At 42.6% G+C, this 26,133-nt stretch carries 20 protein-coding genes and 1 pseudogene; 10 read left to right on the top strand and 11 right to left on the bottom strand.

Going from position 1 to position 26,133, the window contains the following annotated elements:
- Positions 1–81: 81 nt before the first annotated feature.
- The 7 genes and pseudogenes from F2B13_RS20810 to F2B13_RS10215 form a co-directional block, all read right to left on the bottom strand.
- Positions 82–263, bottom strand: a pseudogene (locus tag F2B13_RS20810) (DUF2188 domain-containing protein).
- A gap of 18 nt (positions 264–281) precedes the next feature.
- On the bottom strand, positions 282–2,087 hold the full coding sequence (locus tag F2B13_RS10190; protein ID WP_149304099.1) for a toll/interleukin-1 receptor domain-containing protein: 1,806 nt from the start codon (positions 2,085–2,087) through the stop codon (positions 282–284).
- A gap of 578 nt (positions 2,088–2,665) precedes the next feature.
- A complete protein-coding gene (gene tssO, locus F2B13_RS10195; protein WP_149274975.1) occupies positions 2,666–3,166 on the bottom strand; it encodes a type VI secretion system TssO in 501 nt (166 codons plus the stop codon).
- A 52-nt stretch (positions 3,167–3,218) separates the two neighbouring features.
- The gene (locus F2B13_RS10200) at positions 3,219–4,376 is read right to left on the bottom strand and encodes a hypothetical protein (protein WP_149274976.1); all 1,158 of its coding nucleotides are present in this window, start codon (positions 4,374–4,376) and stop codon (positions 3,219–3,221) included.
- Between the two features lie 14 nt (positions 4,377–4,390).
- Complete coding sequence (locus F2B13_RS10205; RefSeq protein WP_149274977.1) at positions 4,391–5,368, bottom strand: PKD domain-containing protein; 978 nt, start codon at positions 5,366–5,368, stop codon at positions 4,391–4,393.
- A gap of 37 nt (positions 5,369–5,405) precedes the next feature.
- The gene (locus F2B13_RS10210; protein ID WP_149274978.1) at positions 5,406–7,262 is read right to left on the bottom strand and encodes a type VI secretion system baseplate subunit TssF; all 1,857 of its coding nucleotides are present in this window, start codon (positions 7,260–7,262) and stop codon (positions 5,406–5,408) included.
- Positions 7,263–7,269: 7 nt separating this feature from the next.
- Positions 7,270–7,701, bottom strand: a complete 432-nt coding sequence (locus F2B13_RS10215) for a GPW/gp25 family protein (protein ID WP_149274979.1) — start codon at positions 7,699–7,701, stop codon at positions 7,270–7,272.
- Between the two features lie 580 nt (positions 7,702–8,281).
- On the opposite strand from F2B13_RS10215, the gene F2B13_RS10220 reads away from it, so the two are divergent.
- The 10 genes from F2B13_RS10220 to F2B13_RS10265 all read left to right on the top strand — a co-directional run bounded on the left by F2B13_RS10220 (position 8,282) and on the right by F2B13_RS10265 (position 20,824).
- Positions 8,282–9,295: an NlpC/P60 family protein gene (locus F2B13_RS10220; RefSeq protein WP_198439738.1), complete on the top strand. Its 1,014-nt coding sequence runs from the start codon at positions 8,282–8,284 to the stop codon at positions 9,293–9,295.
- A gap of 4 nt (positions 9,296–9,299) precedes the next feature.
- The gene (locus tag F2B13_RS10225) at positions 9,300–10,226 is read left to right on the top strand and encodes a hypothetical protein (protein ID WP_149274981.1); all 927 of its coding nucleotides are present in this window, start codon (positions 9,300–9,302) and stop codon (positions 10,224–10,226) included.
- 18 nt (positions 10,227–10,244) lie between these two features.
- Positions 10,245–11,114, top strand: a complete 870-nt coding sequence (locus tag F2B13_RS10230; RefSeq protein ID WP_149274982.1) for a TssN family type VI secretion system protein — start codon at positions 10,245–10,247, stop codon at positions 11,112–11,114.
- Between the two features lie 240 nt (positions 11,115–11,354).
- Entirely contained in the window at positions 11,355–11,741 is a 387-nt protein-coding gene (gene tssD / locus F2B13_RS10235; protein ID WP_149274983.1) for a type VI secretion system tube protein TssD, read from the top strand.
- A gap of 108 nt (positions 11,742–11,849) precedes the next feature.
- Complete coding sequence (gene tssD, locus F2B13_RS10240) at positions 11,850–12,245, top strand: type VI secretion system tube protein TssD (RefSeq protein WP_149274984.1); 396 nt, start codon at positions 11,850–11,852, stop codon at positions 12,243–12,245.
- A 10-nt stretch (positions 12,246–12,255) separates the two neighbouring features.
- Positions 12,256–14,022: a type VI secretion system Vgr family protein gene (locus F2B13_RS10245; RefSeq protein ID WP_149274985.1), complete on the top strand. Its 1,767-nt coding sequence runs from the start codon at positions 12,256–12,258 to the stop codon at positions 14,020–14,022.
- 7 nt (positions 14,023–14,029) lie between these two features.
- Positions 14,030–15,391 carry a hypothetical protein gene (locus tag F2B13_RS10250; RefSeq protein ID WP_149274986.1) on the top strand — a complete coding sequence of 454 codons (1,362 nt, stop codon included), beginning with the start codon at positions 14,030–14,032 and terminating at the stop codon, positions 15,389–15,391.
- Between the two features lie 3 nt (positions 15,392–15,394).
- Entirely contained in the window at positions 15,395–19,576 is a 4,182-nt protein-coding gene (locus F2B13_RS10255) for a DUF6531 domain-containing protein (protein ID WP_149304100.1), read from the top strand.
- Between the two features lie 3 nt (positions 19,577–19,579).
- Complete coding sequence (locus F2B13_RS10260; protein ID WP_149274988.1) at positions 19,580–19,972, top strand: immunity 22 family protein; 393 nt, start codon at positions 19,580–19,582, stop codon at positions 19,970–19,972.
- Positions 19,973–20,413: 441 nt separating this feature from the next.
- Positions 20,414–20,824 carry a DUF3592 domain-containing protein gene (locus tag F2B13_RS10265; RefSeq protein ID WP_149274989.1) on the top strand — a complete coding sequence of 137 codons (411 nt, stop codon included), beginning with the start codon at positions 20,414–20,416 and terminating at the stop codon, positions 20,822–20,824.
- 120 nt (positions 20,825–20,944) lie between these two features.
- Here F2B13_RS10265 and F2B13_RS10270 read toward each other — a convergent pair whose 3' ends face one another.
- Genes F2B13_RS10270 through F2B13_RS10285 form a run of 4 tightly spaced genes read right to left on the bottom strand, consistent with a single transcriptional unit; the run spans position 20,945 to position 25,981 of the window.
- Positions 20,945–21,619, bottom strand: a complete 675-nt coding sequence (locus tag F2B13_RS10270; protein ID WP_149274990.1) for a type III secretion system effector protein — start codon at positions 21,617–21,619, stop codon at positions 20,945–20,947.
- A 42-nt stretch (positions 21,620–21,661) separates the two neighbouring features.
- Positions 21,662–23,008, bottom strand: coding sequence for a DUF5458 family protein (locus F2B13_RS10275; RefSeq protein WP_149274991.1), 1,347 nt, complete (start codon positions 23,006–23,008; stop codon positions 21,662–21,664).
- A 6-nt stretch (positions 23,009–23,014) separates the two neighbouring features.
- A complete protein-coding gene (locus F2B13_RS10280; RefSeq protein ID WP_198439739.1) occupies positions 23,015–23,464 on the bottom strand; it encodes a hypothetical protein in 450 nt (149 codons plus the stop codon).
- A 12-nt stretch (positions 23,465–23,476) separates the two neighbouring features.
- Positions 23,477–25,981, bottom strand: a complete 2,505-nt coding sequence (locus F2B13_RS10285) for an ATP-dependent Clp protease ATP-binding subunit (RefSeq protein WP_149274993.1) — start codon at positions 25,979–25,981, stop codon at positions 23,477–23,479.
- Positions 25,982–26,133 lie beyond the last annotated feature (152 nt).

Below are 26,133 nucleotides of genomic sequence, written 5' to 3' on the forward strand. Positions count from 1 at the left end.
TGAAAATGGTGAAAAAATAGGATTACATGCTTGGATTAAAATTGGCAAATCTATAACAATCACCCGAATATTAAGAGCTTCTTACTCCCCATAACTAATCCGCTCCCGAATCTCCCCATTTTCGCGGTGAATGATGACATCGGCCCATGTATTTTTTTTGCTAAGCTTTTGGCTTTATATCTGGCAGCACTTTGCTTACGGTGTTTGCTCGTGATACGCTCGTTGCCTTCGCGGCGTACAGCCCAACCGTCTTCGTAGGGCACAGTATGTAAAATATACTGCTATGCCGATTCAGGGGAATTCGACAATTTGCCCAATTCCTTGAGAAGCAGATCAAAATGGTTTTCGCTCAACATTTTTGGAGTTAGCGTATTGATATCCTTTAGAATATTGACTACCTCCCCATAATTATCGAAGATGCGTTTGTAGATTTTATAATCGTCACCAATAACCGTAATGGCATCGACCCCAAAATCGTTAATAGACCGTTCCAATTCCTCTTTTTTATCCTTCCAATATTTCAGATAGCCCAATCGGGGTATGGGTTCAAAAATGTCCGCATCCTCTAATACAATGGGAAATATCCGATCCTTAAAATTGAGGTTGCGGTGAATTTCAAGAAGTTCGAACATGCAATAATGCGACTTCAAGTACTTGTCCGAAATCACGGTCACTACGGCCTGCCCCTTACCGATGCGTTTCATGAATTCGGTAATCTCGCCCTTAAAGCCCAAGTCCCGCTTATCACGTACCAGTGTCATGTTCCTTGTTTTAAAGGCAGCTTCTAGCGCATCGACAAGTGCCTCACTTTTACCGCCCCAGGCATAGGAAACGAAGATTTCCAAGCCCGTTTGCCCCGAAGGTTGACTAGGTTTTGACGGTGAAGGTGCTGAGGGTTTGGGCCCGTGATCCTGATGGATGTCCCCACCCGCCTGGTTGATATTGATATGCTCGCCTCCTGAAATGTTGATTTCATTTTTTGTCATAATTAGTTCCGCCTTTTCGGCTGCCCGAAGGGTCTCCTCTTGTCTAAAATAGTGTTCGACCTTTGACCAGACCTGGGGCCTTACGTTCATGGTAATTTTTAACTTCTCGTAAAGGGCGTTGATTTCCCCGGGAATCAGGGCGTCCTCAACGGACCTAACGAGGTAGGTGAGGCTATCATTATTCAATTCTTGCTCTTTCTTTAGGGTATTTTTGATGGTTTCGATCAAATAGAACTGCACGGAATTCGAAGCTTCCGACCGTGGTTTGGGATTGATACTCCCCTTTTTGATCCATTTCAATATTTGGTTCAACGATTTTTTTGAGGCAATCAGCCGAGATAGTATGATTCGGGTGTCACGGATTTCCTTTTGATGGAGACCTTTGGCATTTTTCTGGCTTCCGTTGTGGGCCTCCAGCGGATTCTGGTTTAAGATCTGCCAGAGCTGAATGCTTCTATTTGAAATTTTGAGCAGATAGCAGGCCAGCTTGGCATTCAGTTCCTTTAGAAAGATAGTTCGGCCCGAAAGCGGATTGACAATTTCCTCTTTATGATGGTTGGAGAGCACCAAGGCCGGGGCGGAACAGACAATCTGGGCGGGGTCAAAGTCGGAGCGCACGGGATTTCTGCTAGAGTTAAAGAAGTATTGTTTGGCCAAGGCCTCTTCGGCATGCCCCAAGGGTACGATTTCTTCTTGGTCCCCACCATAACACACCCGAATGTTCAGGGAGAGTATTTCGCTAATGATTTCTTCTAGGGCCTTGCCTTTGACCCAGCCGGTCTTGATGCGAAAGCCGATCTCGAATTTCCCCGAGGCCTGCCCATCGAAATAAAACCGCCGAAACAAGAGTTTGATCACGTACAGGCGGCTGTTCGCAAAAGTGAGCCACTTGTTGATTTTGATGGCCTTTTTTGCGGAACAGATCAGCGATTCCCCCACCCAATTATTGATACCGCCCTGTTTTCGATATTGCACCGCACCCGTGAATTTTGCAAATTCATTGGTCTGAGGGTAGGGCCAATCGGGGTAGGGGAGAATAGCGTCGGCATGGCCCGTAAACCTTCGGGCGTCCGTAATGGTATATTGAACAATGAACAACATTCAAAACAAGCTCCCCTTGGTTATCGACAAGAGGAGCGGAGCTGAAATACGAATTCCGCGGTAGTGCTAGACTTCCAAAAACTTGGAAGAAGGGGCTTTACTCCCTTAAAAATCCGTATGAACTCTTAGTCAGATAGTCCTATGCTATCTAGTTTAAAGATACGCAATCTTGCCTTATTATGGAATAGGGTGTTTGAACGATATTGGGGGTTAGTAGTCATTCAGTACGTCCCGCTCCTTATGGTAATGGTAGCTCAATATTTCGCGGACGAACTTCATTGCCGAAACTCTTGAACCCCGTTCATTTTTGAAAAAGAATGAACCTATCGTTTTACTTATCAAAAATATACTAGACTTATAACTTTCTTAAAATAGTAAGGACTGACCAATTCAAATGATTGCTGCTTTTTGAATTTCACGACAGAATGTTTTAAAAATGTATAACTCTTGGAAAAAAAGACTAATTACATTCGAGAGAAAGCCGCTTTGCGGAAATGATTTGAGAAAACATATATCGGGTTTAAAAAAAGTGAAGGAAAGGACATTTGGCTATTTTATGACATGTTGGTAATGTTTTATTACCTTCTCTCTATGGCCAATTCCCGTCGTACCTCCTTTAAATCTTCCCTACAGCCTTCAAGGGCTACTTTATATTCGGCTATGGTCTGTTCGGCATCCTTCAGATCGTACAGTTTGTCTTTGGCCATTTGCAACTCTACGTACAATTGCACGACATCCATATACATGTCATATGTGTCGCTCATCTCTTTCGTTGGAATCATATTCTGCAAATCGACAATTTTGGCACTGATCAGCGAATTTTGGTAGGATACATTCTGGCCCTCAATATCCATTGAATCGATCAATCCCTTCGCGCTTTTCATTTCATTAAAGAAATGACTCTGAAATTTCTTGCCCATTTTAAACATGTTTGCTTCTTCCCTTAATAGGGTATTTTCCTTTTCAGGTACTTTGTATTTAAAAAAGGTCGCTGCCAGAATAGTGAATACGGTAACAATAAACATTCCTAGAAATTTAAGAAAGGCTATTCTTCTCTCTTTACTATTTTTTGGTTTCATTTTATTTCTTTTAATGGGTTAATCAATTTTCAACATAGAATTTACAATGGGGTCAATCAAGTAAAAAACTTCTCCTTCCCCTGGCCTCCGCTTTTTCCACGACCTCTTCTTTCACAAAAATGCCCGAGTCTTCTTTTTTGCCAATATAATCCAGCTCACTCAGCTTCTTGAACAAAGACAGCATAAGCTTGGTAAAAGAAGAAACCTTGACCAAAGCCTGGTTGATATCGCCATGTTCATATTTCAAGTCTATGGTTTCGGTCAAAATCTTTTCAAAAGAACCTTGATTCAAATCGCACCAGTTGGTCAAATAATTGAGGAAATTTTCCTTGCCCGCCCCGACAAAGACATCGAGACTGCTTTTAATGACCCTAGCGAGAGTCACCAATCTTGAAATCATATGGATAGGAGCTTTGTGCCTATCAATAAATCTGAACCCGTTGATGTTTTCGGTAAGGTAGCGTAACATCTGTTCGGCAATGTATAATGCCATGCTCGCCAAATCGTTCGTCTGCTTTTTTTGATGAATCTTTTGAATGATATGCAAGGAAAATAGTTCCATCTGGTTCATGAAGGAACCCAATTCGTTATATACCATCATAAGGTCGGGATGGCTTTGAACCGTTCTGCAGGGGGGTACAAAATTGGGATCCACTATTAGATGGCCGTCGCTCATCCGAAGCTTACCGATACTTATATGATTTGGCCCCAATGAACTTTCCGAAATTTCATTTTTCGACAAGACAGCCAGTGAATACTTGGGTGCAACAAAAGGCCTGCGCGGGGGTTCTTCTTCAGGGTCGATTGGGCCGAAAGGAACCCGCTCGTAAGGATTTACGCCCAATACCACATACCATTCATTTTCCCCGTCGCCTTTAAAGTACTTTTCTTTTACGATTTGCCAAGTCTTGCCTTCACCATCAAGCGGATTTTCTGTAATCGCAATTTGAAACCCTCCCAAAGTGACGGCGATGCATGTTTTGACCATAACTTCAATTGTGGATTGTGCATCAATGGAAATCGTGACATCGAACGAACCTTTTCCCGTGATTTGAGACAACAGGCCATAATCAATATCAGTAATGTTTGATTGTTCACAGCTCCTTAAGTTTTCCATGATAGCATGTTCTTGGGCAACAAAATGATTTTTGTCGACCTTCATTCCATCGATCCAGTTGACCCTGTAGTAATTTTTATCTTTCGTTTTCATATTATCTCGTTGGTTTAATATTCAATGTCAAATGTTGTGATACAGTTAGAACCGGCGTTCCGCTTAAGAACAAGGTCCTTGATGTTGATTTTTGTTCCTTTTATTTTTTCGGAAAAATCTAAAAAGGTCGTGCTTCTTCCATTCGCAACGATCAGGGGGTTGTCGTCGTCACAGAAGTATTGGGAGAAAGAATCTGGTGTAAGTTTATTTGTTGCCAAAACCCTGATCTTTGTTTTGAAATTACCTTCGGTAATAAAGGGAACAATAGTAGGTTTGTCGTCGGCTTCTTTTTGAACGAATATACCTTCTGGGGCCCTTCTTAAGTCTTCCCTGACGTCTCTTTTTCGGTACTCGATTTTAGTAACTGGTTCTTCTTTATCCGGTAAGGGAAGTACATTGATTTTCTTCTTTTTGATATAGTTCATATCACCATTGACGATCAAGGATACCGTTTTCAGCCCTGGGTTGCTATAAATATATTCCGCTGATTGGGTGGTAGCATTGGCACTTGCGGTCTCCCCGAATCTCCATTCCCATGTCGTGGCATTGTCCGTTTGGTCCTCGACTTCAAGTATTTGACCGACAACTATAGTCTTTGGTAGTTCGAAAACAGGAAACTTGGTCGAATCGAGCAAGATCTTTTTTTCTTCAATACGTATGGTCTCACTTCTTTCACAGCTATTGTTCACAAATAATTGTACTTCATATTCGCCCTTATCCTGATAAACATGAATAGGATTTTTCTGATTCGATAGGGGTGATCCATCACCAAAATCCCATCTCCATTGTTGTGCCCCAACGGTCCGGTCATCAAACTTAATAAGCTCACCCACCCGATATGCTCGAGCAGAATGCCCGAACAGGGCCACCTCACAGGGTAAATAGTTGGCATATCGAAAGCCCAAGGTGGTCAGGGCAATTACGAATACGCCTATAAATAAATAGACAACAGAATTATCCATCTGCATCGATACGTTTTTTACTTTTTTCATGACTATAGTTTAAATAAAACTCGTTTTTTCCGTTCTCTTAATTCGGGCGCCAAATTGCCCCATCAAGTCCGGATAGTTTAATTGAATAAGGAAGGACACTCATAGAATTTTTCTCCAAATAATACTTCAGGGAGGTGCCGAGCGTAAACCATTCCTCTTTCTTTACATTGTCCCGTGAACTGGGTATCAATAAAATTTCGACGCAACGCACCAGTCCCTTTTTTAGAGCGATACCTTTTTGGTACCCCCTCCGAATCTCTACATCTTCCAGCATATCTCCATATATCTCAAAACATAATGCTTTGATATCTTCTTTACTAACAATTCTATTTCCGGTTAGCGACCTTCGAGCCGAACCTATTAAATTTTGAGAACTAAGCTCGTCCCTGCCACCCATAGTCGTAGTGATGAGACGGCACGATCCTTGATTTATTCCGAAACCTTTGCGAAGTGCCAACGGAGCTCCCTGGGTGATATGGTTGGCTTCACTACCATTTGTGGTCCAATACTCCACTAATAGATGCTCTCCGATTTCGAAAGGTTTTAATGCCACGTAAGTGGTAAGCGTTTCATCACTGGAAGCCTCATCGACTTTCTGTTCCAAACGTGCTATAACTTGGTTTAATTGATCGAGGTTTTTTCGTAGAAAATCATTGTTCAAAAATGAAAAGGAAGCACTCTCGTCTTTCAATAAGTCGATTAAATGGACTATGTATTCTCGTGCCTTTTGGCTATTGAATTTTGATATGTCGCTACTTCTTAGAATGAAGGTTCCCTCACCCAATTCAGAGATATCCTTGTTTCGTGCTCGATACGCCCTTCCTTCGGTATTGACTATGGATTTTATATCAAAAAAATGGTCTTCACAGGTTATGGGTAAAATATTGATATAATCCTTTAAGGAATATGAAAAGCTCTTGAGTTGCCTGTTCAATATCGGGAACGCATTTAAGGAACATCGAATATGCTCTAGGATAGTGTGGTCTATAATGGTCGGAAATTCGACCTTGATCCATCGTAAATTCCCTGAAGGTTCAATATCGTTACTCTTCAAGCAATCATCCAACTCCTGAAAACTTGATTCCCCAAGCCCTTCATCTCCTGCTCCGCACAGGGTTATGTAATTTCTTTCATAGTGATGAAGCACTTTTTCGCAGATAATATTGGTCTTATCCGAAACATTCTCGAAAATAGCATCGATTCGGGAAAACCGATTATTGTCAGCGATTGCCAAGCCATTGACAAAGGGAATATTTTTGTTGTTGACAGACCATCTTGCATTTTTTAAATGATGGTAGAACAAATTTTCTTCACATACCCCTTTGAGTTCAAAAAAGAAAGACAGGTCTTTCATGGGAATTTCTTTCAAATCGCTGGAAATCCCGATGTATAGCGTAGAGGTGTTTAGAGTCTTATCGACTAATTGCTTATTCATGTCTATCTCTTCCTCAGAATTGGGATCGATAAACACATTTCTGGTTACGATTGCACCGATCTTTGCATTGACCAAGTTAAATTCCCGTACGGGTGAAAAATAAATATCCTTGTACTTTAAAGAAGTCTTGTTACGCAGCTGCTCCCTTCTATAGCTAAAAAGATATTCCGGGTTAATCGACACGATGTTCTCCAGTGGTTCGGCGTACAAAATACCGTAGGCTAGGTTGGGCCCTTTGGAGCTTTCTGGGGCTATTAGGTTTACAATACTTTCAACAATCCTTGCCTGTGAACTTTTTGTCTCATTGTTCAACTTTTCAATCTCGGAAGCGCATGCCCCGATCAATAATGCTACAAGGGGATCGAACGAATTTTCTATATCGTTGGCTGGAATTCCCCATAGGGAGGCCGCATTCGTAATCATTCTACTCTTAACCTGTTCCTTGGTACTCGTTTCCATGATTTTTTTAGTAAGAAAGTGGCCCTATGTAGAAATACTCTACATAAGAGAAATTTTCGTTTGTCTTTTTTATTTTTCCCTTTATCTGAATGTCGATTCTCTTCTTGATCTTGTTGAGCTGCTCCGAACCCGTCAATTCTTCTTGTTTGATTCGAACGTTGACCCTTAGGCCGTACAACCTATTCTCATTTTTTTTTAAGGAGTCGTACAAAGATTCCTGAACAATATCCTTCAGTCTGTTAGTATTCTTCAAATTATCGAAATCGACCACCCATATAGCACAACCAAAACTTTCATCAAATGCACATTCCCCGAAATAAGAGGTATTTAGCAAGTGTATATGGTGTGATATGGATTGATTAAGATTACATGAATCAAGCACTTCGCTTCGAATCAGCTTGTTTGTATTCAGCGGTAGTGTATAATAGGTATGTGCCATCTTTTATTGAGATTAATTTTTGGGTTCTACTGTAAATCCATGTACAAGATCATTTGTCATTCACCAAAAAAATGGATTGTAACTATCTAAACAAGCCCCGGTGAATACCACCTTTTACGTTATGGTATCGATTGGTGTCTTGTTCATCCAATAACGGGCGCCATCTGTTTTCACTTTAATAGCTCCATAGCAAAAAAGGTTAACACCGACCCATCGTTTTTCGGAAAATCTATCCTTAGATCGTATTTAACCCGAAAAGACCAAGGGGCTATTAAAACCATTGGCTGCTTCAGGTGCACGGTGTGGAAAAAAATGTTGAAAAAACACTGCTTTGAACGACTCGATCCTTGGTCGATTACCTACAGAATTCCCTTTTGAAAAGATATTGTATCACGTGGGAACCGGCTGTTCTGCCATTCGCTCCAATAAAAAATTTGGACCTAAAATGTTAACCTCGGTCTTTCTTGAAATATTAAATAGTAAAGACAAGTATTAACCCCTAATTCATTTAATCATGTTTGCGTATTCGAAAGTTGAATTTGACACATTGACCTTACTCATCAAAAAGGTACAGTGTACGATGAAAAGAGACCTGCCAATTGTGTTCTTTTTGAGTTTATCGGTGTTCATGTCGGCACAGAGTCCGAGAATAACCGGAACCGTAGTAGAAGAAGAAAGTGCGGCCAAAATTGCAGATGCCATTGTAACCGTCGAAGGAACGGCCTTAGTAGCATCTACCGATGAAAATGGTGAATTTAATTTTAGGGATTCGGTTCCCGTAGGAGAACATGTCGTATCGGTCACCAAAACAGGTTATGAAAATATGTTCTTCTTGTTGACCGTAATTGCCGACAAGCAAATTATAGTTGATGAAGTTATTATGGAATTGACGAAAAAAGAGAAAAAAAGAAGAAAAAAAGCCAGAAAGGAGCGAAAAGCTAAACTTAAAAAAGCTGAAAAAAAAGACGAAAAACAGGAGAAAGAACTTTCCAAAGAGGAAAAAAAACTTAAAAAAGACAAGAAAGGTCTTTTTGGCCTGGGCAAAAAAAAGGAACCCGAGGTTACCGTTTCTTATCAGGAGGTCGACGAAAATTCGGCGGAAGATAATCTGGTCGTTGAAATAATAACCCCTCTACAACGTAAATACGCGGAAATATTAGGAGTCGCTCCAGAGACGATTACCAATATCGAACTGTATTCCTTCATCGATAAATGGATGGGAACTCCATATTTGCTTGGTGGGGAAAAAGAAGATGGCATTGATTGTTCCTCTTTTACACAGCGCCTGTTCATGGATGTTAACGGGTGGTATATTGAGCGAACGGCCCAAAAGCAAATGGATTCGGAAGACACACACACTTGGGCTGACCCAGAATTTTTAGAGGAAGGTGATTTTGTATTCTTCAGGGCGGCAAGGGATATAAGTGATACCATCACCCATGTGGGAATATACCTGGCAAATAACAAATTCATAAACGCCACCTCGAGAAAGGGTAATAGTGGTATTTCAGGGGTCAAAATCAGCGACCTTGCCGACCCCTATTGGAAAAAAAGATTTTTTGCCGCCGGAAGAAGGGTTAATACGAAAAGCTAGTCTGATGAAAAATGCCCCAATTGAAGCTGTTTATAACGAACTCAATTCGGTTTACGAAAACCTGAAAGCTGAAATACTGGTTGCAGAAATCGAGGAAAACACCGAAGTATCCATTGAAGATTTCGTGGTGCACAACAAAGGCACATTTTCAAGAGCCTATCGAAGGGATGTTATTCGTTTTGATGATGTACAACATGAGAACAAAATCACCTTAAATCTGTCGCGTAACGGGCTATACGATATTTTGCCAGAAGGGCTTTTCCATAGACCCTATGTTGGGCAAGGAAGGGAAGCGTACGGTTCGAGAAGAAAAATGCTGAAAAAAGAAGAACAGGATGCAAGATTATTTTTTGCGCCCTTGGAAAACGAGTTCTTTTACCAACGCGTGGAAATCGAACAAAAAGAGAGGGCATTGATCCATCAGTTCTATAGTCCGGGAAACGATTTTTTAATCAATTTTTGGAGGTTGGACAAGGCCATGCCAAACAGATATTTGCTGAAGCTATTGAAATTGCTTCCACACAGTGACAAAATTACCGGCGACCTTGAAATGGCAAGGGGATGTTTAGAAAAGACCTTAGAAGAGAAGGTAGTATTCAGAAAAAAATATGTTGAAAGACATGGTCATAAACCGGAGGAATTCCAAACAAGGTTAACCACTGGTTTTAGATTAGGGGTGGACAGTGTATTGTCCGGTGTCCAAACAAAGATACTTGAACCGCTGCTTGAAATCACTATAGGACCGATTCCTGAAAATAAAATCGCCAACTATTTTAAAAAGAACGGCGTGATGAAGTTCATTAAAACATTTTGCGATTTTTTTCTGCCGCTTGAATTCGAAATAGATACCAAAATTATCGTCCAAAAAGAATTTGGGTTCGTTCTGAGCAATACGTCGGAAACCCGGATCGGCCTTTCAACTTATTTATAATTATAAACCATAGAAAAGATGGGCACAGTATTAAATAACGACATCGTTAAAATTAACCTAGGATTGTTCGTCTTTGGCACCTTACTGATGGCCCTGGTCTCCAAGCTGCGCAAGCTTTTTACCAAAAACAAAAAACTCGCCATTGGGTATGCACTTTTCATTATCGTAACCTTCGGTCTGACTGGTCTTTTGTGTTATGATAAAGTATTCGACATGTCACCGTTATACAGTTTTTATGCCTTTGCCTTGATCTTCTTAGGATTAGGTACTTTACATCTTTATTTCTTAAGAAGGTACTTTCCAGGCCTATCGGAAGACAGATCGACATTTCTTCCTGAATTTTTATTTACCCTCGTCTATATATGTTTTGGACTGATCGCCTTCACGCAGATAACAAGTAGGCTTCGCATCGATTACACCTATATTTTTACCGCTTCGGTACTGTTTTTTGTATTGCCTCTTTTGTTCTACAAAATGTACGAGTTTGCTGTTCAAATTCCCAAACCCCATTATGAAGGTTGGGTATATCCATTGGGAAAAGAAATAAAAAACCCGACCAAGGAGGAACTGTCTGACCCCAAGATTATCAGTTTTGAATTTCGCAAGAAAGAGAGTGAACCCGATATCACCCATTTTAGGCTAAGGGCACCTAGGGGCATGGAATTTGGCAAACTCTTTTATTTTTTCTTGACCGATTATAATGAGAGACATCCTGAAAGTGAGGTCGAGGTTTTAGACGAAAATACACAAATGCCAAGTTCATGGGTATTTTATTTCAAGCCCGAATGGTGGCGCCCGGTAAGACGTATAAATTTCCATCGTTCCGTCGAGGCAAATGGTATCAACGAAAATAGCGTCATTATCTGTGATCGCATAACGAAAAAATGATGGGAGCCAAGGTTATTTTATAGTTTTTTTCACCAAAAAATAGTTCTCATGTTAACCTTTTACCTCCAGTAGCCTATTAAAGATAAAGCGAAATTGTTATACGGTCGTATAACAACGGAGGGAGTGGCACAATTAAATCGTCACTCCTTTAGCTAACGCCCCTTTCAAGACCCTCGCAATAGGGTTCTGAACATCTAAAAATTAATTTTAAAACTGAGTATTAACTAAAATTCCAAGATTATGGCTTTTAAAGCAAAATTGAAAGTGGGCGGCAATGAATATAACGTTCTCAATTGCAGCTACGAACTACATCAAGAAACAGATGCAACAGGAAGACCATCTTCCGTAACTCGCGGGGGGACCGTGCACATTACTACGGAATCTACTTCAGATACCGTTTTTTCGGATTGGATGTTCAACAATTTCGAGCGAAAGGATGGTTCCATCGTGTTTCTAAAAAGAGATACGGACGCCACCTCCAAAGAATTGAAATTCACTGAAGCGTATATGATCAAGTACCGTGAAAATTTTGATTCTACGGGTGACAACCCCATGTCGGAGTCTTTCACCATTTCGGCTAAAACAATCGGTATAGGTAACGGTGAACATGTAAACGAGTGGGTATGATGGGGGCAACCCACCCGATATTCGATCAAAGGGGTATAAAATTTACCCCTTTATCGAATAGTCATTACTTCCCTAAATAACTGAAGCTCAAAGATAAAAACAAACAATATGTCATTTCTCGCCACATTAACCATAGAGGATGAAGTGACCAATGTACTCGAATGTTCCTTCGACTTTACCCAAAGCATTGGCCATGACGGGCGCCCCGAGGGCATGCCCCGGGCCGGCCTCATACACCTGCTCTTAGAAGCTACGGGCAACACCGATATCCTCGCTTGGATGGTTATGCCGAACACCTTTAAAGACGGTGAAATTGTATTCTATAATAGGGATAGCATGTCAAGCAACAAAACCTTGACTTTTAACGACGGAATATGCGTCAGCTACCATGAGGAATTCAATGCCAACGACACCCATCCGATGAAGACCCGAATTTCCATTTCGGCACGTGCCATGGATATTAACGATGTGAGTTACGAAAACCAATGGGATCCGTTCCAGTAATAAAAAAATTATGGCTCTGCTTTCGAGAACATCTATTTATATTGACGGGGAGGAAGTTCCTTCCTTTAAACACCTACACCTCGACCAACCTCTTGGCGACCATCATATCCTTGAAGTTGCCTTTCGTATGGATACCCTCGAAAACGGTACAAGCGAATTTGGGGAAAGAAGCAGGTCTTTCTTGGGCAAGTCAATTTCCGTAGAGATCAATTCGGTCTCCAACAGGTCCAGCGCTGGCACTCTAGAATTCGTTGGGGTAATTACCGACCTAAGGCTCGTGAAAGGGAACCATACTGGAAACGGCGACGAAATTGTGCTTCGGGCAAAAAGTACATCCTGTCTTTCGGACAATGGCGCTCATTATAACTCATACAATGACGTGACACTCGCCGATATCGCACACGAAATCCTGCAAAATTTTCAATTGGATTGTGATATATCCCCAAGGTTCGACGAAACCATAGCATATTGTGTGCAACATCATGAAAGTTGCTTTGCTTTCCTTAGGCGTCTTGCCGCGTTATATGGTGAATGGTTCTATTACAATGGGGAGCGTTTGGTGTTTGGCACGCCCGAAATGAATGATACCGAACTACGGTACGCCATAGACCTCGATGCCTTCGAGCTAGGATTCATACCGTTGCCTCAGAAGCAGACCCTATTCACCAATGACTACCTTACCGACACCATTGCGCAAACCGAACCGCACATTAAACCTGATGGGGTGACCGCAACCAATGGATTTCTATACGATAAATCTTCAGAAATCTTTGGGCAGCGAACCTCTGTGTGGAACAACCATAACAATGGCTCGCAAGCGTTTGAAAGGTTACAATCAAAAGCCCGTTCCGCCCATGATGCTATTGTCATTAACGAATTGGTGGCAAGGGCTTCAAGCAGCAATCCGGGTGTCAAACTAGGTAATCTGGTCACTATTGAAAATGAAAAATACAGGGTGGTCGGTATACGCCATTCCGCTGATGGTTCAGGGCATTACCATAACCATTTTGAGGCGGTTTCCGGCAGTTTTGAAGCCTATCCAAAAACGGATATACATGCTTTCCCAAGAAGTGAGGCCCAAGTAGCCAAGGTGATGGAAAACCACGATCCCGAGGGTTTGGCAAGGGTAAAGGTTCAATTTGCCTGGCAGCAGGCAGAAAACAAGATGACGCCTTGGATTCGAATTGTTAGCCCCAGTGCCTCCAGCGGGCAGGGATTTTTCTTTATACCAGAGGTTGGTGATGAGGTCTTTGTACAATTTGAAGGAGGCAACGCCGAATGCCCATACGTAGTAGGTAGTTTGTTCAATGCCAACGCAGAACCCCCATCAGGCAGTTCTAATGAAAGTAACCATATTAAAATGCTTCAAAGCAGAAGTGGGTCTATTGTAAAATTGAACGATGAGGATGGCAGTGTAAAACTCCAAGATGCCGCGGGAAGTTTCATTCTATTGGATGGAACTGGCAACATTGTTATAAATGCTGTTGAGAACTTTAATATCGACTGTAAAGTTGGTGCTTTTGATGCGAGGGAAACCCTTAACGTTGGATCTCCGGATACTACTGTTGCCGGAGATGACTACTTATGGCTAACCTCAGATACTGAAGTCAAGACCGATGGACCAACGATAACACTGTCAGGTACTGCAAATATTGACGTGAATGCCCCAGATATCGTCATCAGCGGCGAGACCTCGACTACTGTAACAGGTGGAACAGTGGACATTAACGGCACAGGAATGACGAATGTTAAGGGTGGCACAGTTAATCTAAATTAATATAAAAATGAGTGACGAGCATAATCCTATAGCGCAACTGATAGCCCAACTACAGCAGAAATGGATTAAAGAGGTCAGTCCGCATGACCATATCAATCTTGTTCGTTGGCTCGTGAGGCCCGAACATGCAAAGTTGTATACCGGTTTTTTGCAGGTAGAATCTTCAAATACTGGCCGTCTTCCTGAAATGGTTTTGGTTTTGTTGACCATATTCAAGGATGCAAAAGAACATAGTAAGAATTTAATACTAGAATGGATTAATTCCTATCGTGGCAATGCGGAACTCATAGAGAAATATAAAAAGAACAACAAAGATTTCCATTGGGACGCGGATTATTTTGAAAAACGAGTATCCGATGATCACCAAGCGAATAACCTCCTATTAATAGAGTTGCTATCTTCCTTCCAAGGTGCCCACTCTAGAGGTGAAATCCCCCTGGTTTTATGCCTCTATCCCTATGGAACCGAAGATATGAAGGCCTATAACAAATGGCTAGACACAATTTTGAAACTGGGCCTGCCACCGAAAATTCGTCTAATGATTTTTGATAATGCCGATGACCGTTATTTCGATAAGTTATGTGACGCGCACGCGGGTATCTCTAAAACTTTGGCGGTACCTTTTGATTTAAGCGAAGCCATTTCAAAACTAGCCAAGGCCGGTGACCCAAATGACCCCGTGGTCCAATTTAGGGAATGTATGTTGAAGATGGGTAAGGCTGTTAGAAATCAGAATCTTCTTGAACTGAATAAATGGGGTGAAAAAGGTATTGAAATTATGCAAAAAACGGGGGATGTCGGTATGTTTTCGAATTCACACATCGTCTATGCCGGAATGCTATTTAATTTTAAGGAATACGATGCAATAGACGAGCTTCTGTCCAAAGGTTTACTACTAGCAAAAAAAGGATTGAAAGCAAAAAATGTTATTTGTAAAACCTTGATTATTCAATACTACGCATTCCAGGCAAGTTCAAAACAACTACAGAAAAAATTTGAAGAAGCTACGGATCTTTTTTGTATGCAAGCAGACACCGCCATAGAAATTGGCTTCCCCCAGCAATCATTGAATGCTTGGTGGATGGCCTATAATGCCATTAAAAAACTAGATAGAGACCGCTATTCAAAAATTGTGAGGAAAGCCTATGAGAAAGGGGTAGAACAGGACAAGGAAACACTAAAATCAACAACTATGTCTTTTATAGCGGCGGATTACTATAACATTTTGGACAAACGCCGCAGACGAGAAGACTGTCAAGAGGTAGATGCATTTATGGTAGAGGTGGAAGGCGAGAAATGGCGTGAAGATGTCGAATCACGTCGTAAGGCCATGGAAAAAAGAAAATACACAATTTCAAACTGGTTTTAAGTTATGATGTTGGCCAACGCACATTTTACCCCCGTTCTAGGAATCGATATCCATTTCGTATTGGTGCCCACTCCGGCCGGACCCGTGCCTACACCCTTACCCCATCCTTTTATAGGAATGGTGTTAGATCCCATGGATTACATTCCGCCTTTTAACCTTCCCGTGCCATTTATAGGGCCTGTTCCCATAGGTTCAAGAACGAAAGTAAACGGTCTGCACAAAGGTAATGCCGGAACTGCTGGAATCTTGAATGCACTAATTCACCTCCCAATCGGAGGTCCAACGTTTGCGACACCTCCCCTGATTAACCATGACTCATCAAATTTCTTTGGTAGTACGAGGGTAAATGCCGAGGGTTCCTACATGACACCAGCGGGGTTTATGGTAATGACCTGCAACGATATCGGGATGCCACTTACGCTAAAACCTGGAGAAACTTGTAGGACGCCTATTCCGGGTAGATACCTTCCCTTATCCGCATCCATACCATTACCGGCGGGAAGACCGGTGATGGTCGGAGGGCCTTACGCCCCTGATCTAATGACCATAATAATGAGTTTGGCGATGTCGTTCGGTTTTGGCTGCCTGATGAGGGGGGCGAGTCGAGCATTAACGAGGTTCAACCATATGTTGCCCTCTACATCAGGTTTAAGACGGGCCTTGTGCCGTTTGGGCTTTGAACCTGTCGATTTGGTCACCGGACGTATGCTGTATGATGGTGAAGATTTCGAAATTCCGGGAGTAATACCCATTAAATGGAAGCGCAGTTGGTATTCCGATTCCGCTTATAAAGGGCCAATGGGCCATGGCTTTCATTGCAATTACGACCTTGCCTTGCACATTTTGGAAGATGAATGTACTATCGCAATGCGATTACCCGACGGAAGAATTACAAGTTTCCCTTGTCTGATTGGTGAAGGGGAGAGTTTTTATAACCGTTTCGAAAAACTGACACTTACCTATCTTGATATAGATACGTATACGGTTAGAGACCACACATCAAATCTCACCAATACTTTCAAACGAATTTCCGGTGATTTGTTCAAACCAGAGTCATTAGGCAATGATGATGGATTTTCCATCAAGTTTTTCTATGATGCACAGGGTGCTTTGGAACAAATAATAGACACCGCGGGCCGAAGAATCAATATTGGTCTTGACAACGAGGGGCGCATTGCCGAAATAACGGCGGCACACGAGGGAGAACATCGGTATCTGGTGGGCTACTCCTATAATGAAGAGGGCGATTTAATTGGAATTACCGATGCATTGGGCCAAACCACTTCTATGGAATATGAAAATCATTTAATGATCAAAAAAACCGATCGCAACGGGCAAGCCTTTTATTGGGAATACGATGGGAAGAGTACAGGTTCAAAATGTGTGAGGACCTGGGGCGACGGGGGTATTCTTTCGGGAACCATTCAATACGGAGACGGTCAAAACTGGGTGACCAACTCGCTGGGCGAAACCACCATTTATTATTTTGATGAAAATAAGCTATGTAATAGGGTAACCAACCCTGAGGGAGGTGACACCTATCATGAGTTTACAGATTTCATGGAGCCTTATCGCGACATCGATGAAGAGGGCAATACGACGGGCTACACCTATGACGCCCGAGGAAACTTAACAGGCATCCATCATCCGGATGGTGCGGTAACGACTTTCATGTACGACAAATCGGACCGACTTGTGCTGACAAAAACACCGGGCGGAAAAAAGAGTATCAGGACCTATAAAAAAGGAAAGCTTCATGCTACCAGTAATGCTGATGGCTCAGTAACCATCTTTGGGTATAACGAAATGGGGCTGGTCAATAGCATAAGGGATAACTCAAAAAGTAAAACTAGGCTTGAATACGACACCGACCACAACTTGGTTCGGATGCTTCTACCGAATGGCGGAACATCTTCTTGGGACTATGATGCCTGGGGCAACTGTATAAAAATCACAAATTCGGAAAAACATCGGCAGCAATTTAGCTATGATGCTTTAGGAAGGGTATTAAAAGTACAACTTGCCGATGACAATACCATAACCATGACCTACAATGCCTATGATGAGGTAGTCGAGACTATCGATTCCAAAAAAAGGAAAGTGGCCTTTGAATATACCCCTATGGGCAGTCTCAAAATGCACAAGGAGAACGATACCAAGGTACATTTTAAGTACAATACGGAAGAACAGTTAATGGCCATTATCAATGAGCATGAAGATTACTATAGGTTCGGTCGGAATAAAAAGGGGGAAATCATCAACGAAACGGGCTTTGACGGCCTGCGCCGTGATTTTTTGCGAGACCGTGCCGGGAAAGTACTGAAGGTACTTAGACCCGACAACAGGTTCACCGAATATGAATACGACCTCAACGGCCGTATCATTCGAAGCGAACATAGCGACGGTACCTGGGAAACGTTTTCCTATAACCCCGATGGGCTGTTAGTCGAGGCCGTCAATCAAAATAGCAAGGTATTGATGAACCGTGATCAGGCCGGTAAAATTCTATCGGAAGATCAAGATGGTCATTTGGTTGAAAGCAGTTATGACAAACAAGGGAATCGCATTCATATACAAAGTAGCCTTGGCGCCGATATTCAAATCGAAAGAACTAAGATGGGCCTTGTACAAGAAGTGCAGGCGAGCAATTCACTCGCCCAAGAACAAAATGAAGCTTGGTCCGCTCGAATAAGTTACAATTCGGTAGGGCAGGAACTGGAACGGCTGCTGCCCGGAGGTATCTGTAATCGAATGAACTATGACAAGGCCGGTAGGCCCATGGAGCATTCGGTCAGTAGGTCGAATAGGGAACTACGGCATAGAACGTATAGCTGGAACGTCAATGACCAGTTACGGACCATGGTTGACAATTTGACCAAAGGTGCAGTCAACTATACCTATGATGCCTTTGGGAATTTGGCCACCGCTCGCTATGAAAATGGCCAATTCGATTATAAACTCCCCGATGAAGTAGGCAACTTATATCGGAACAAAGATCAGAGTGACCGCAAATATGGCCCTGGCGGACAATTGTTGGAAGCCAATGGCAATACCTACTCCTACGACAAGGAGGGCAACCTTATTGAAAAAAGTACATCGAGCGGAGTCGAGGTATATGAATGGTACGGCAACGGCATGTTGCAAGCGGTAACCAAACCAAATGGAGACAAAATCTCTTTTGAATATGATGCCTTGGGCAGAAGAACCGCCAAGATCGTAGTTCCCAGAATGCCGCATAAAAAAAGAGTCATCACACGATTTGTCTGGGATGGCAATGTACCCCTGCATGAATGGAAATATGATTTGAGGGATCGCCCTGAATGGGTGGTCGATGAATTTGGTTTTTTAATAAAGGACAAAGAAGAACCGATAACCTTCACTCGTACTGAAGCAAACCAAGATGGGGTACTTATTACATGGGTCTTTGATGAAGGTACTTTCAGGCCCGCCGCCAAAATGGTCGATGGGGAACATTTCTCAATAATTACCGATTATTTGGGTACCCCTGTGGAAATGTATAATACCAAAGGTGAAAAAACCTGGGCCGCTGAATATGATATGTATGGTAAAATACGTACATTATTCCAAGGTTCTTTAATGGACTGTCCGTTTAGGTTCCAAGGGCAGTACGAGGATGTTGAGACAGGTTTATATTACAATAGGTTTAGATACTATTCAGCAAATGGAGGGTCTTATTTATCAAAAGATTTTATTGGTTTTATAGGTGATAATTCAAATCTCTATTCTTATATCCACGACAGTAACATATTGATAGATCCTCTTGGGTTAGCACCTTGGGAAAATGGAGGGTTTAATGAGTGGTTTAACAACGCCTCAGTTCAAGATATTATAGACAATAAGCAGTCAGTAGAATCCGCTTTAAGGGGAAATGGGGGAATGCACGAAATGTTTCCTGTTTCCGAAGCAGCAAGAGCAAAAGAGCTAGGTTTCACTGCAGAAGAACTTAGAAACATGACTGTTGAAACCGATAGAATCACCTTTACTGGAGTAAAAGACAGTCGTGGCCATCCAGTTCCCGATGGAGGCCATCACAACACAAGGGCCGGCAGGCATTTTCATAACAAGTTAATAAGAGCCCTTAGACGTGCTAAGACGAAGATAGGAGCATTAAGAATTATTAATAGAATACATAACGAACATATGCGTTTAAAATGTAAATCATAGAGTATGGATTATTTAGACAAGGTATTTATATGGCTTGGTGAAACAGACAAAAGTCAACAGCAGTTAGAGGACTATTTTCGGCTGGATTATTCCGTCGAAGGTAATTTTGATGACCCAACTTATAAAATTTGTGGGTTTTGTAAAGATATTGGTGAAAAATGGTATAATGAAGATTTCGTAGGGTATTTAAAATTCAAAAATTCTTTGAGTATTCAAGAAATATTAAAACACATTCCAGTGGCATTGCATGAAAGTAAAAAAATAATGAGTATTTGCAGGGAAATGGGTATTGTTAAAGTTAATTGCTCTTACTGGTACTCTGGTGAAATTAAGATTCCTTCAAGACATAAAAGTTATAATGGTATAAATTTTATTGGAGAATTTGATTTGGATTAAATGTGGATTGTTTTTCCTTTAGTATATTTCCTGCTTGTAAATCTTGTAACTTCATAAGTTCTAGAGATAGTAAATTATATAAGAACGTGCTTTTTTTCATCCGGTGGACCAAGTGCCAAAAAAGAATTAGTATTGTAAAACTTTTATCCTCGCTTGCGCGAGTTTGTAACTCGTGCCATACGCAACCGGCTTTCCGAAGTTTGCATCTTCGGACTTAAAAAATGACGCGGCCGTGATCGGACGGAAATACAAATTGCTGCGATGTTAAAAACTTCCCGCGCTGGCGCGCACATCCCGTTCGAGCCGGTTCTCGTGAGGATCTCCACTACAGTGACTTCCTTGCTGTCCGTTCGGCATGAAAAATTTCAAACGGTTTTGGTGTTTGTTCGGTGTAATACATTCAGCCAGAAAGTAGTCCATGCCCAATGTAAAATCTAAAAAATGAATCTTCAGGGCAACATAAAACTTTTATTCTTAAGTATCTCGATCAACTGCTCTGCTTTCTATGGCCCAACTCAAGATTCAGAACCACAATTTATTCAAACAGAGGCCAAAATTACCGCGCTTGATTCCAAAATAAGCGGCAGAACCTCTACAGTTATGGCCACGGTCTTGTACGTTACCGAAAGTGGAGATACGCTTAAAGGCCGAACACGCTTAATGCACGTACCCATGATTGGCTCTTTTAGAGAAGTAGGTGATACGGTCAGTGTACTATATCAAAAAGACAATCCGTATTTGGTGAAGGCCAGAGAAGAATCGTTTTGGCAGACCTATGGTGTTTACATACTAATTGCCTTGGGAATCGTGATTTCGGGCTATCAATTTGTTAAAGCTAAAAGGACGAATTAACCCGAACTATACGAATTTTTCAACTTTACAGCTTTTAAATCAAAGAAGTTTTGGCGTGGGCATGTAAAATACCTCCGCTTCGCGTACTTATAACGCTAGGGATTGAAAATTGTGCTCTTCTCATATCGGAACCCCGTTGACCACATTTCGAAATGGGTTAAACGGTGCGACCGTTTCTGAAATCCGCGCCATATCCCCAGCAAAATTGGGCATTCGGGCCACAATCTGTCTTAGGCGTGTAGAATACGGCGGGCGGTTCAATACATCAGGGTTACGAAGGGGCCAGCTACCGTGGTTGCCCAAAATACGTCTTCCCAGTTCAGAGGAATGTACCGAGGCGACCATGGCCGCAAAAAATTCTTCCACACTTTCAAAACTCGCCATCTGTAAAAGTTCAATACGACCGCCCCGCCTGACCAGTCGCTCGACCCCATTTATTTGTCGTAAGGCATGAGCCATTTCATGAAGCAATACTTCGTCTGCCCTACCTTGCGGCACATTCGCGGGAAGTACACTACGTGCTACGCTGAACGCAATAAAGGAACCTGTTCCCAAAGCGGTACGGTCTGCACTAAAAGTGCCTCCGGAAAGCTCACTGCCCGGGGTGGCCGAGGCGTTGGGGGCACCACCCTCAAGATAGGGGGATATCACCACACGGTGTCGGTCACGTTCGATATGCCCTATCACGATTCTACCTGTATTCGTTCTTCGGATATCACGTAACACCTGCTCGATCGAAGCACGATACCTCGCTTGTACATTTGCCGCTCCCCGACTCCGTATTAGCAATGACATGGTTCCCTGGGTTCTTGAATTAAATCATTTAATGAAAAGCAATTATTGTTGTTCATACTCCGAATCCCACTCATTCCCATCGTCGCCTTTTTGGCCTTCCATTTTGATCATAAAATTCTTGGCCGGGAAATAGGGTTTCATATGAATATCGAGATGAACCTTATCTTTTTGCACCGCATCCTGCTCAAAACGTTTGATGGAGAAATCTTCGATCAGCTTATCCGGGCCGGTAATGCCGTCGAGAAATTTTACGATCTGCCCCATCAACTCTTTACGGGTTCTGGCATTAAAGTTTTCGAAGGCCCTTCGGTTTAAGAAGTCCATCAACACTTTGGTCACGTAATCGAACACCCGAACCACGGAATAAGTCTGCAGACCCAGGTTATCGCCATTGAACAGGGTCTTGGCGGAAAAGGCCATGACCTTGCCATATTCGTTGACCATGGGGATCAAACCTAACTTTTCCAATTGGGCAATATCGCTTTTCTTCAGGTCAAAACGTACCCCGTCTACCTCGTTCATACCCCCGAACTTTTTACCGGCGGTCACCTGTGACATCAAGGTCTTGTAGACCTTACCGGCCAAAGCACCCGAGGGGGGTACGAAAAGGTCGTCTTGTTCCCCGACTTCATCGTGTTTGCCCCGACCGACCAACCAATTGCAGGCCATCATCACGTTGGAACGGTATTTGTCACCCCCGGTCAGGTTGGCCGCCTCGAACATTTCCATGACATCGTCAGGCTCGTCCAAATGCTCAAAATCGGTTACGAGCATGACCTTGTTCTCATGGGCGATCTTAGCCCATTTCTCCAATACCTTATTGGATCCCAAATATCCAGGAATGACCAGAAGACTATAGTTTTCCCGCAGATCTAATCGATCGAAATTATCGGTAAGCTCCGCATTGATGGCGTCAATAAAGCGGGTATTGTCCAAATCCTTCATTTGTTCCAATTCCGCATTAACAATAGAAATGTTCTTTACCTTCTCAGACTCCGAGTTCTTGTAGAACAGGGCCACCGATCGGTACGAACGTTCCAAATTGCGCGTGGCATCAATGGCCCGGCCTAAATTTTTATTCAAGGACTCGTGGGCGGCTTGGGCACTTTGTTCACATTCTTCGACCATCGCCGCCACATCGTCTGAGGCCGATAACACTTTGGACCAAATCTGCATCGTCTTTTTCAGTGTTTCACGTTCTTCCCTTTTACTCATTTCGGTCAAGAAAATCCGTTTTCTTGCCTTCCGTTCCGGGTTCATATTCTGCACTCCTTCCACACAGGCTTCCAAAAGGTCAAAACCTCCGAATTTGATCAGTTTATCACTGCTTTCCTGTAAAAATGCCGCCGGATTTTCTACCGGGGAAAATTCTTGTACTGTAGTTGCCATAACGTATTATTTATTTTCTTCTATCTCGGTTAATAATGCACGAATAGCATCCAACAACGCCTTTTTGGCCTCTGGATCGGCAATAGCCGTCTTTAGGATCTTATTCGTTTTCAATTGTTTTATAATCTTTACATATTGATCTTTTTCGGTAGCAAGGTCTTTTAAAAAATCACTCTGTCGCGTAATTCCCTTAGCCCCGAAGTCGCCCAAATTTCCAAATTTGAGCAGCTCTTTTTTCCCGACCCCATCGGCGTCTTCGAACTCCACTTCGACCTGTGGCCCGAAGTGTTCGAATACCTCCTCTATGGTTTTTAATCCCGTTTGGACTACCGGTTTAATTGCCGGATCGTGGGTCAGTTGTTCTACTAAAAGGGTTCTGTTTCTCGGGATGTCGGCAAATGCCTCATTGGCATCTATTTTTACTTCCGTACCTCCGATTCCATATGTATCGCTCATAATGTTAGGGTTTTAGATTAGTATTTCAGTGGTCGCTTCGTTTTCGAAGTGCCATTCTATTTTGTTCTCTTTACCTAAGGTTAGTTTTATCCGTGTTCCTTTTTCAATCTTGCCAGAAATGATCATTTTTGATAAGGGAGACCGCAAATCACCGCGGATGACTCCCCTAATAGGCCGCGCTCCATATTGGGGTGAAAAACCCTTTTTCGCCAACATGGCGAGAGCGGCAGCGTCAATATCAAGGGAAATGCCTTGTTTATCAAGGGCACACATCAAATCTCCCAATTGTATCTTGAAAATCTTTCCGATGTTTTCTTCGGTAATGGGGGAAAAGGGAACGATTTCGGTAAGCCTACCTAGAAATTCAGGCCTAAAGTGTGCGCCCATTATTTCGAGCAAGTCGCCCGATTGTGGGAGCGCTCCCTGACTAAAGGAATCCACGATGTGTCGACTGCCAATATTAGAGGTAAACAGCACCAAGGCATTTGAGAAATCACCTTCCTTTCCTAAACGGTCATGTAATTTACCCTCGTCCAGAATCTGCAAAAAAATGTCGAACACAGAGGGATGTGCTTTTTCAATTTCGTCAAAGAGGACAATGGAATAGGGTTTCTGTCGAATCTTGTTGACCAACAGTCCCCCCTCTTCATACCCGACATACCCAGGAGGTGCGCCATAGAGCAGGGCTGCGGAATGTTCCTCCTTGAATTCCGACATGTCGAAACGGATTATGGCCCGTTCGTCTTGAAATAAAAATTCTGCCAGGGCCTTTGCCAATTCCGTTTTTCCGGTTCCGGTAGGTCCCGAGAAGAAAAAAGATCCAATGGGCAGGCCTGGCTTGCTCAACCCGGCGCGTGATTCCAGAACGGCTTCGGTTATGGTCTTTATCGCATGGTCTTGACCAATGACCCTTTTTCTTAGTTCATCTTCCATATGGAGCAAACGTTCTTGCTCATCGGCCTCTAATTTTCCGGTCGGGATACCCGTTTTTTTGGAAATGGTAGCCGCGATATCGTTTTTGGTCACACTTTTCTTTCCTTTTTTTGCGATTGCCTCCAATTCGTTTAAGATCTCGTGCAGTACCATAAAACCTTCTTCGGGACGCTCAATCTTATTTAACCGGTTTTCATCGCCCAATTCCTTAAACAAGAGATAGCTCAGCTTGTTTTGCATTTGGGTATACATCCATCGTTGTTCAGACAACATCGAAGTGGCACTCAACTTTTCTTTTTGCAACATCTCGATATGGCCCTTTAGGGCCGTTATTTCCGGCAACGAAGTTTCTAGCATAAACTTTGCAGCCGACATGGTCCGATCGATAAGATCAATGGCGGAATCGGGTAGACATCGTTCTTTATGATATCGCTTGGCCAAACGAATCGCTTCCAAAATGGTTTCGTCCTCAATGGCCAAACGATGATGGTTCGTATAGTAGGCCACGGCATTTTTGATCATTCTATGGGCCAACTGCTCATTCGGTTCGGGCAGGCCTAGCACTTCAAATTGCCGGGTCAAACCTGTATCGATTTCAATATGTTTTCTAAAGGAAGCATTGGTAGCCGTTGCAATCACGGTAAGCTGACCTTTGGCCAATTCAGACTTCAATATGTTGACCAACCCGGAATTATTGGACTTTTGATCGGTAAGGTGATTCAACTCATCAATGAATAATATAGGTCTTTCGAACTGCCCCATTTCTTCCAGCACCTTTTGCAGACGATCTTCGATTTCCCCTTTGTAGGCTGCCCCAGAAACCAGGCGAATAAAATCGAGTTCAAAAATCCGTGCATTTCGAAAAGATTCGGGCACATTCCCCTCGATGGTCGCATAGGAAAATCCGTTCATCAATACCGTCTTCCCAACTCCGGGATCGCCCAGGATCAACACATTAGGTTTCGAGCGTCTTCCCAAGATTTCCATGATCATTTTGATTTCAGCATCCCTTCCGGAGATATTCTCCATCTCCGTATTTTTTGCCTTTGCGGTTTTGTCTATACAGTATTTTAAAATGTTAGAGCCTATTTTCTTAAGATTGGGCTCATTGGAAGACTGGCCAAAACCATCGGTTGTATTGGAAGGTGTTCTGTTACCTTGATCTAAGAACGCCATGATTTCATTTGGGGTTAGGGGAAACGTTTTCAACTGGTCATATGAAAATCCTACACCCGGGGTGGTAAGGGCAATCAAAAGACAGCATGCATCCACCTCATCGGCCCCTAATTTTAATTTTATATTTTCCGCCTCATAGAAGATTGCTTCGATAAGGGAATCTCCCGAGGGATTTTCAGGAATTTTGACGGTTTTGGGTAAGGCCTCCAAGCGCACTTCGGCCCACTCCTCGACGTAATACCCGTCTTTGCCCATACCCTCTATAAAAGAGAATAGTCCAATATCTTTATGCAATAGTGCCTTTAGCAAGTGAGCCGCAGAATAATGGGCATGTGCATGGTCTTTGGCCACGGCCTGTGCGATATGCACAACTTGTTTTATCGTATCGGAAAGTATATAATCAATCATTAGTGACAATTTATATATTGAGTTTTCTAGTTGCCATAGTTGGCCTTCGTTTTAAGGGGGCATGCTTTACATTTGAAGGCACTTTATCTTTAATGTGTAGTTTTTTGGAAAGGTTAACAAAATTGTCTCTAGACGGAGGATTATTATCGTGA

The organism is Pareuzebyella sediminis (assembly GCF_008367235.1).
Taxonomy (GTDB): domain Bacteria; phylum Bacteroidota; class Bacteroidia; order Flavobacteriales; family Flavobacteriaceae; genus Pareuzebyella; species Pareuzebyella sediminis.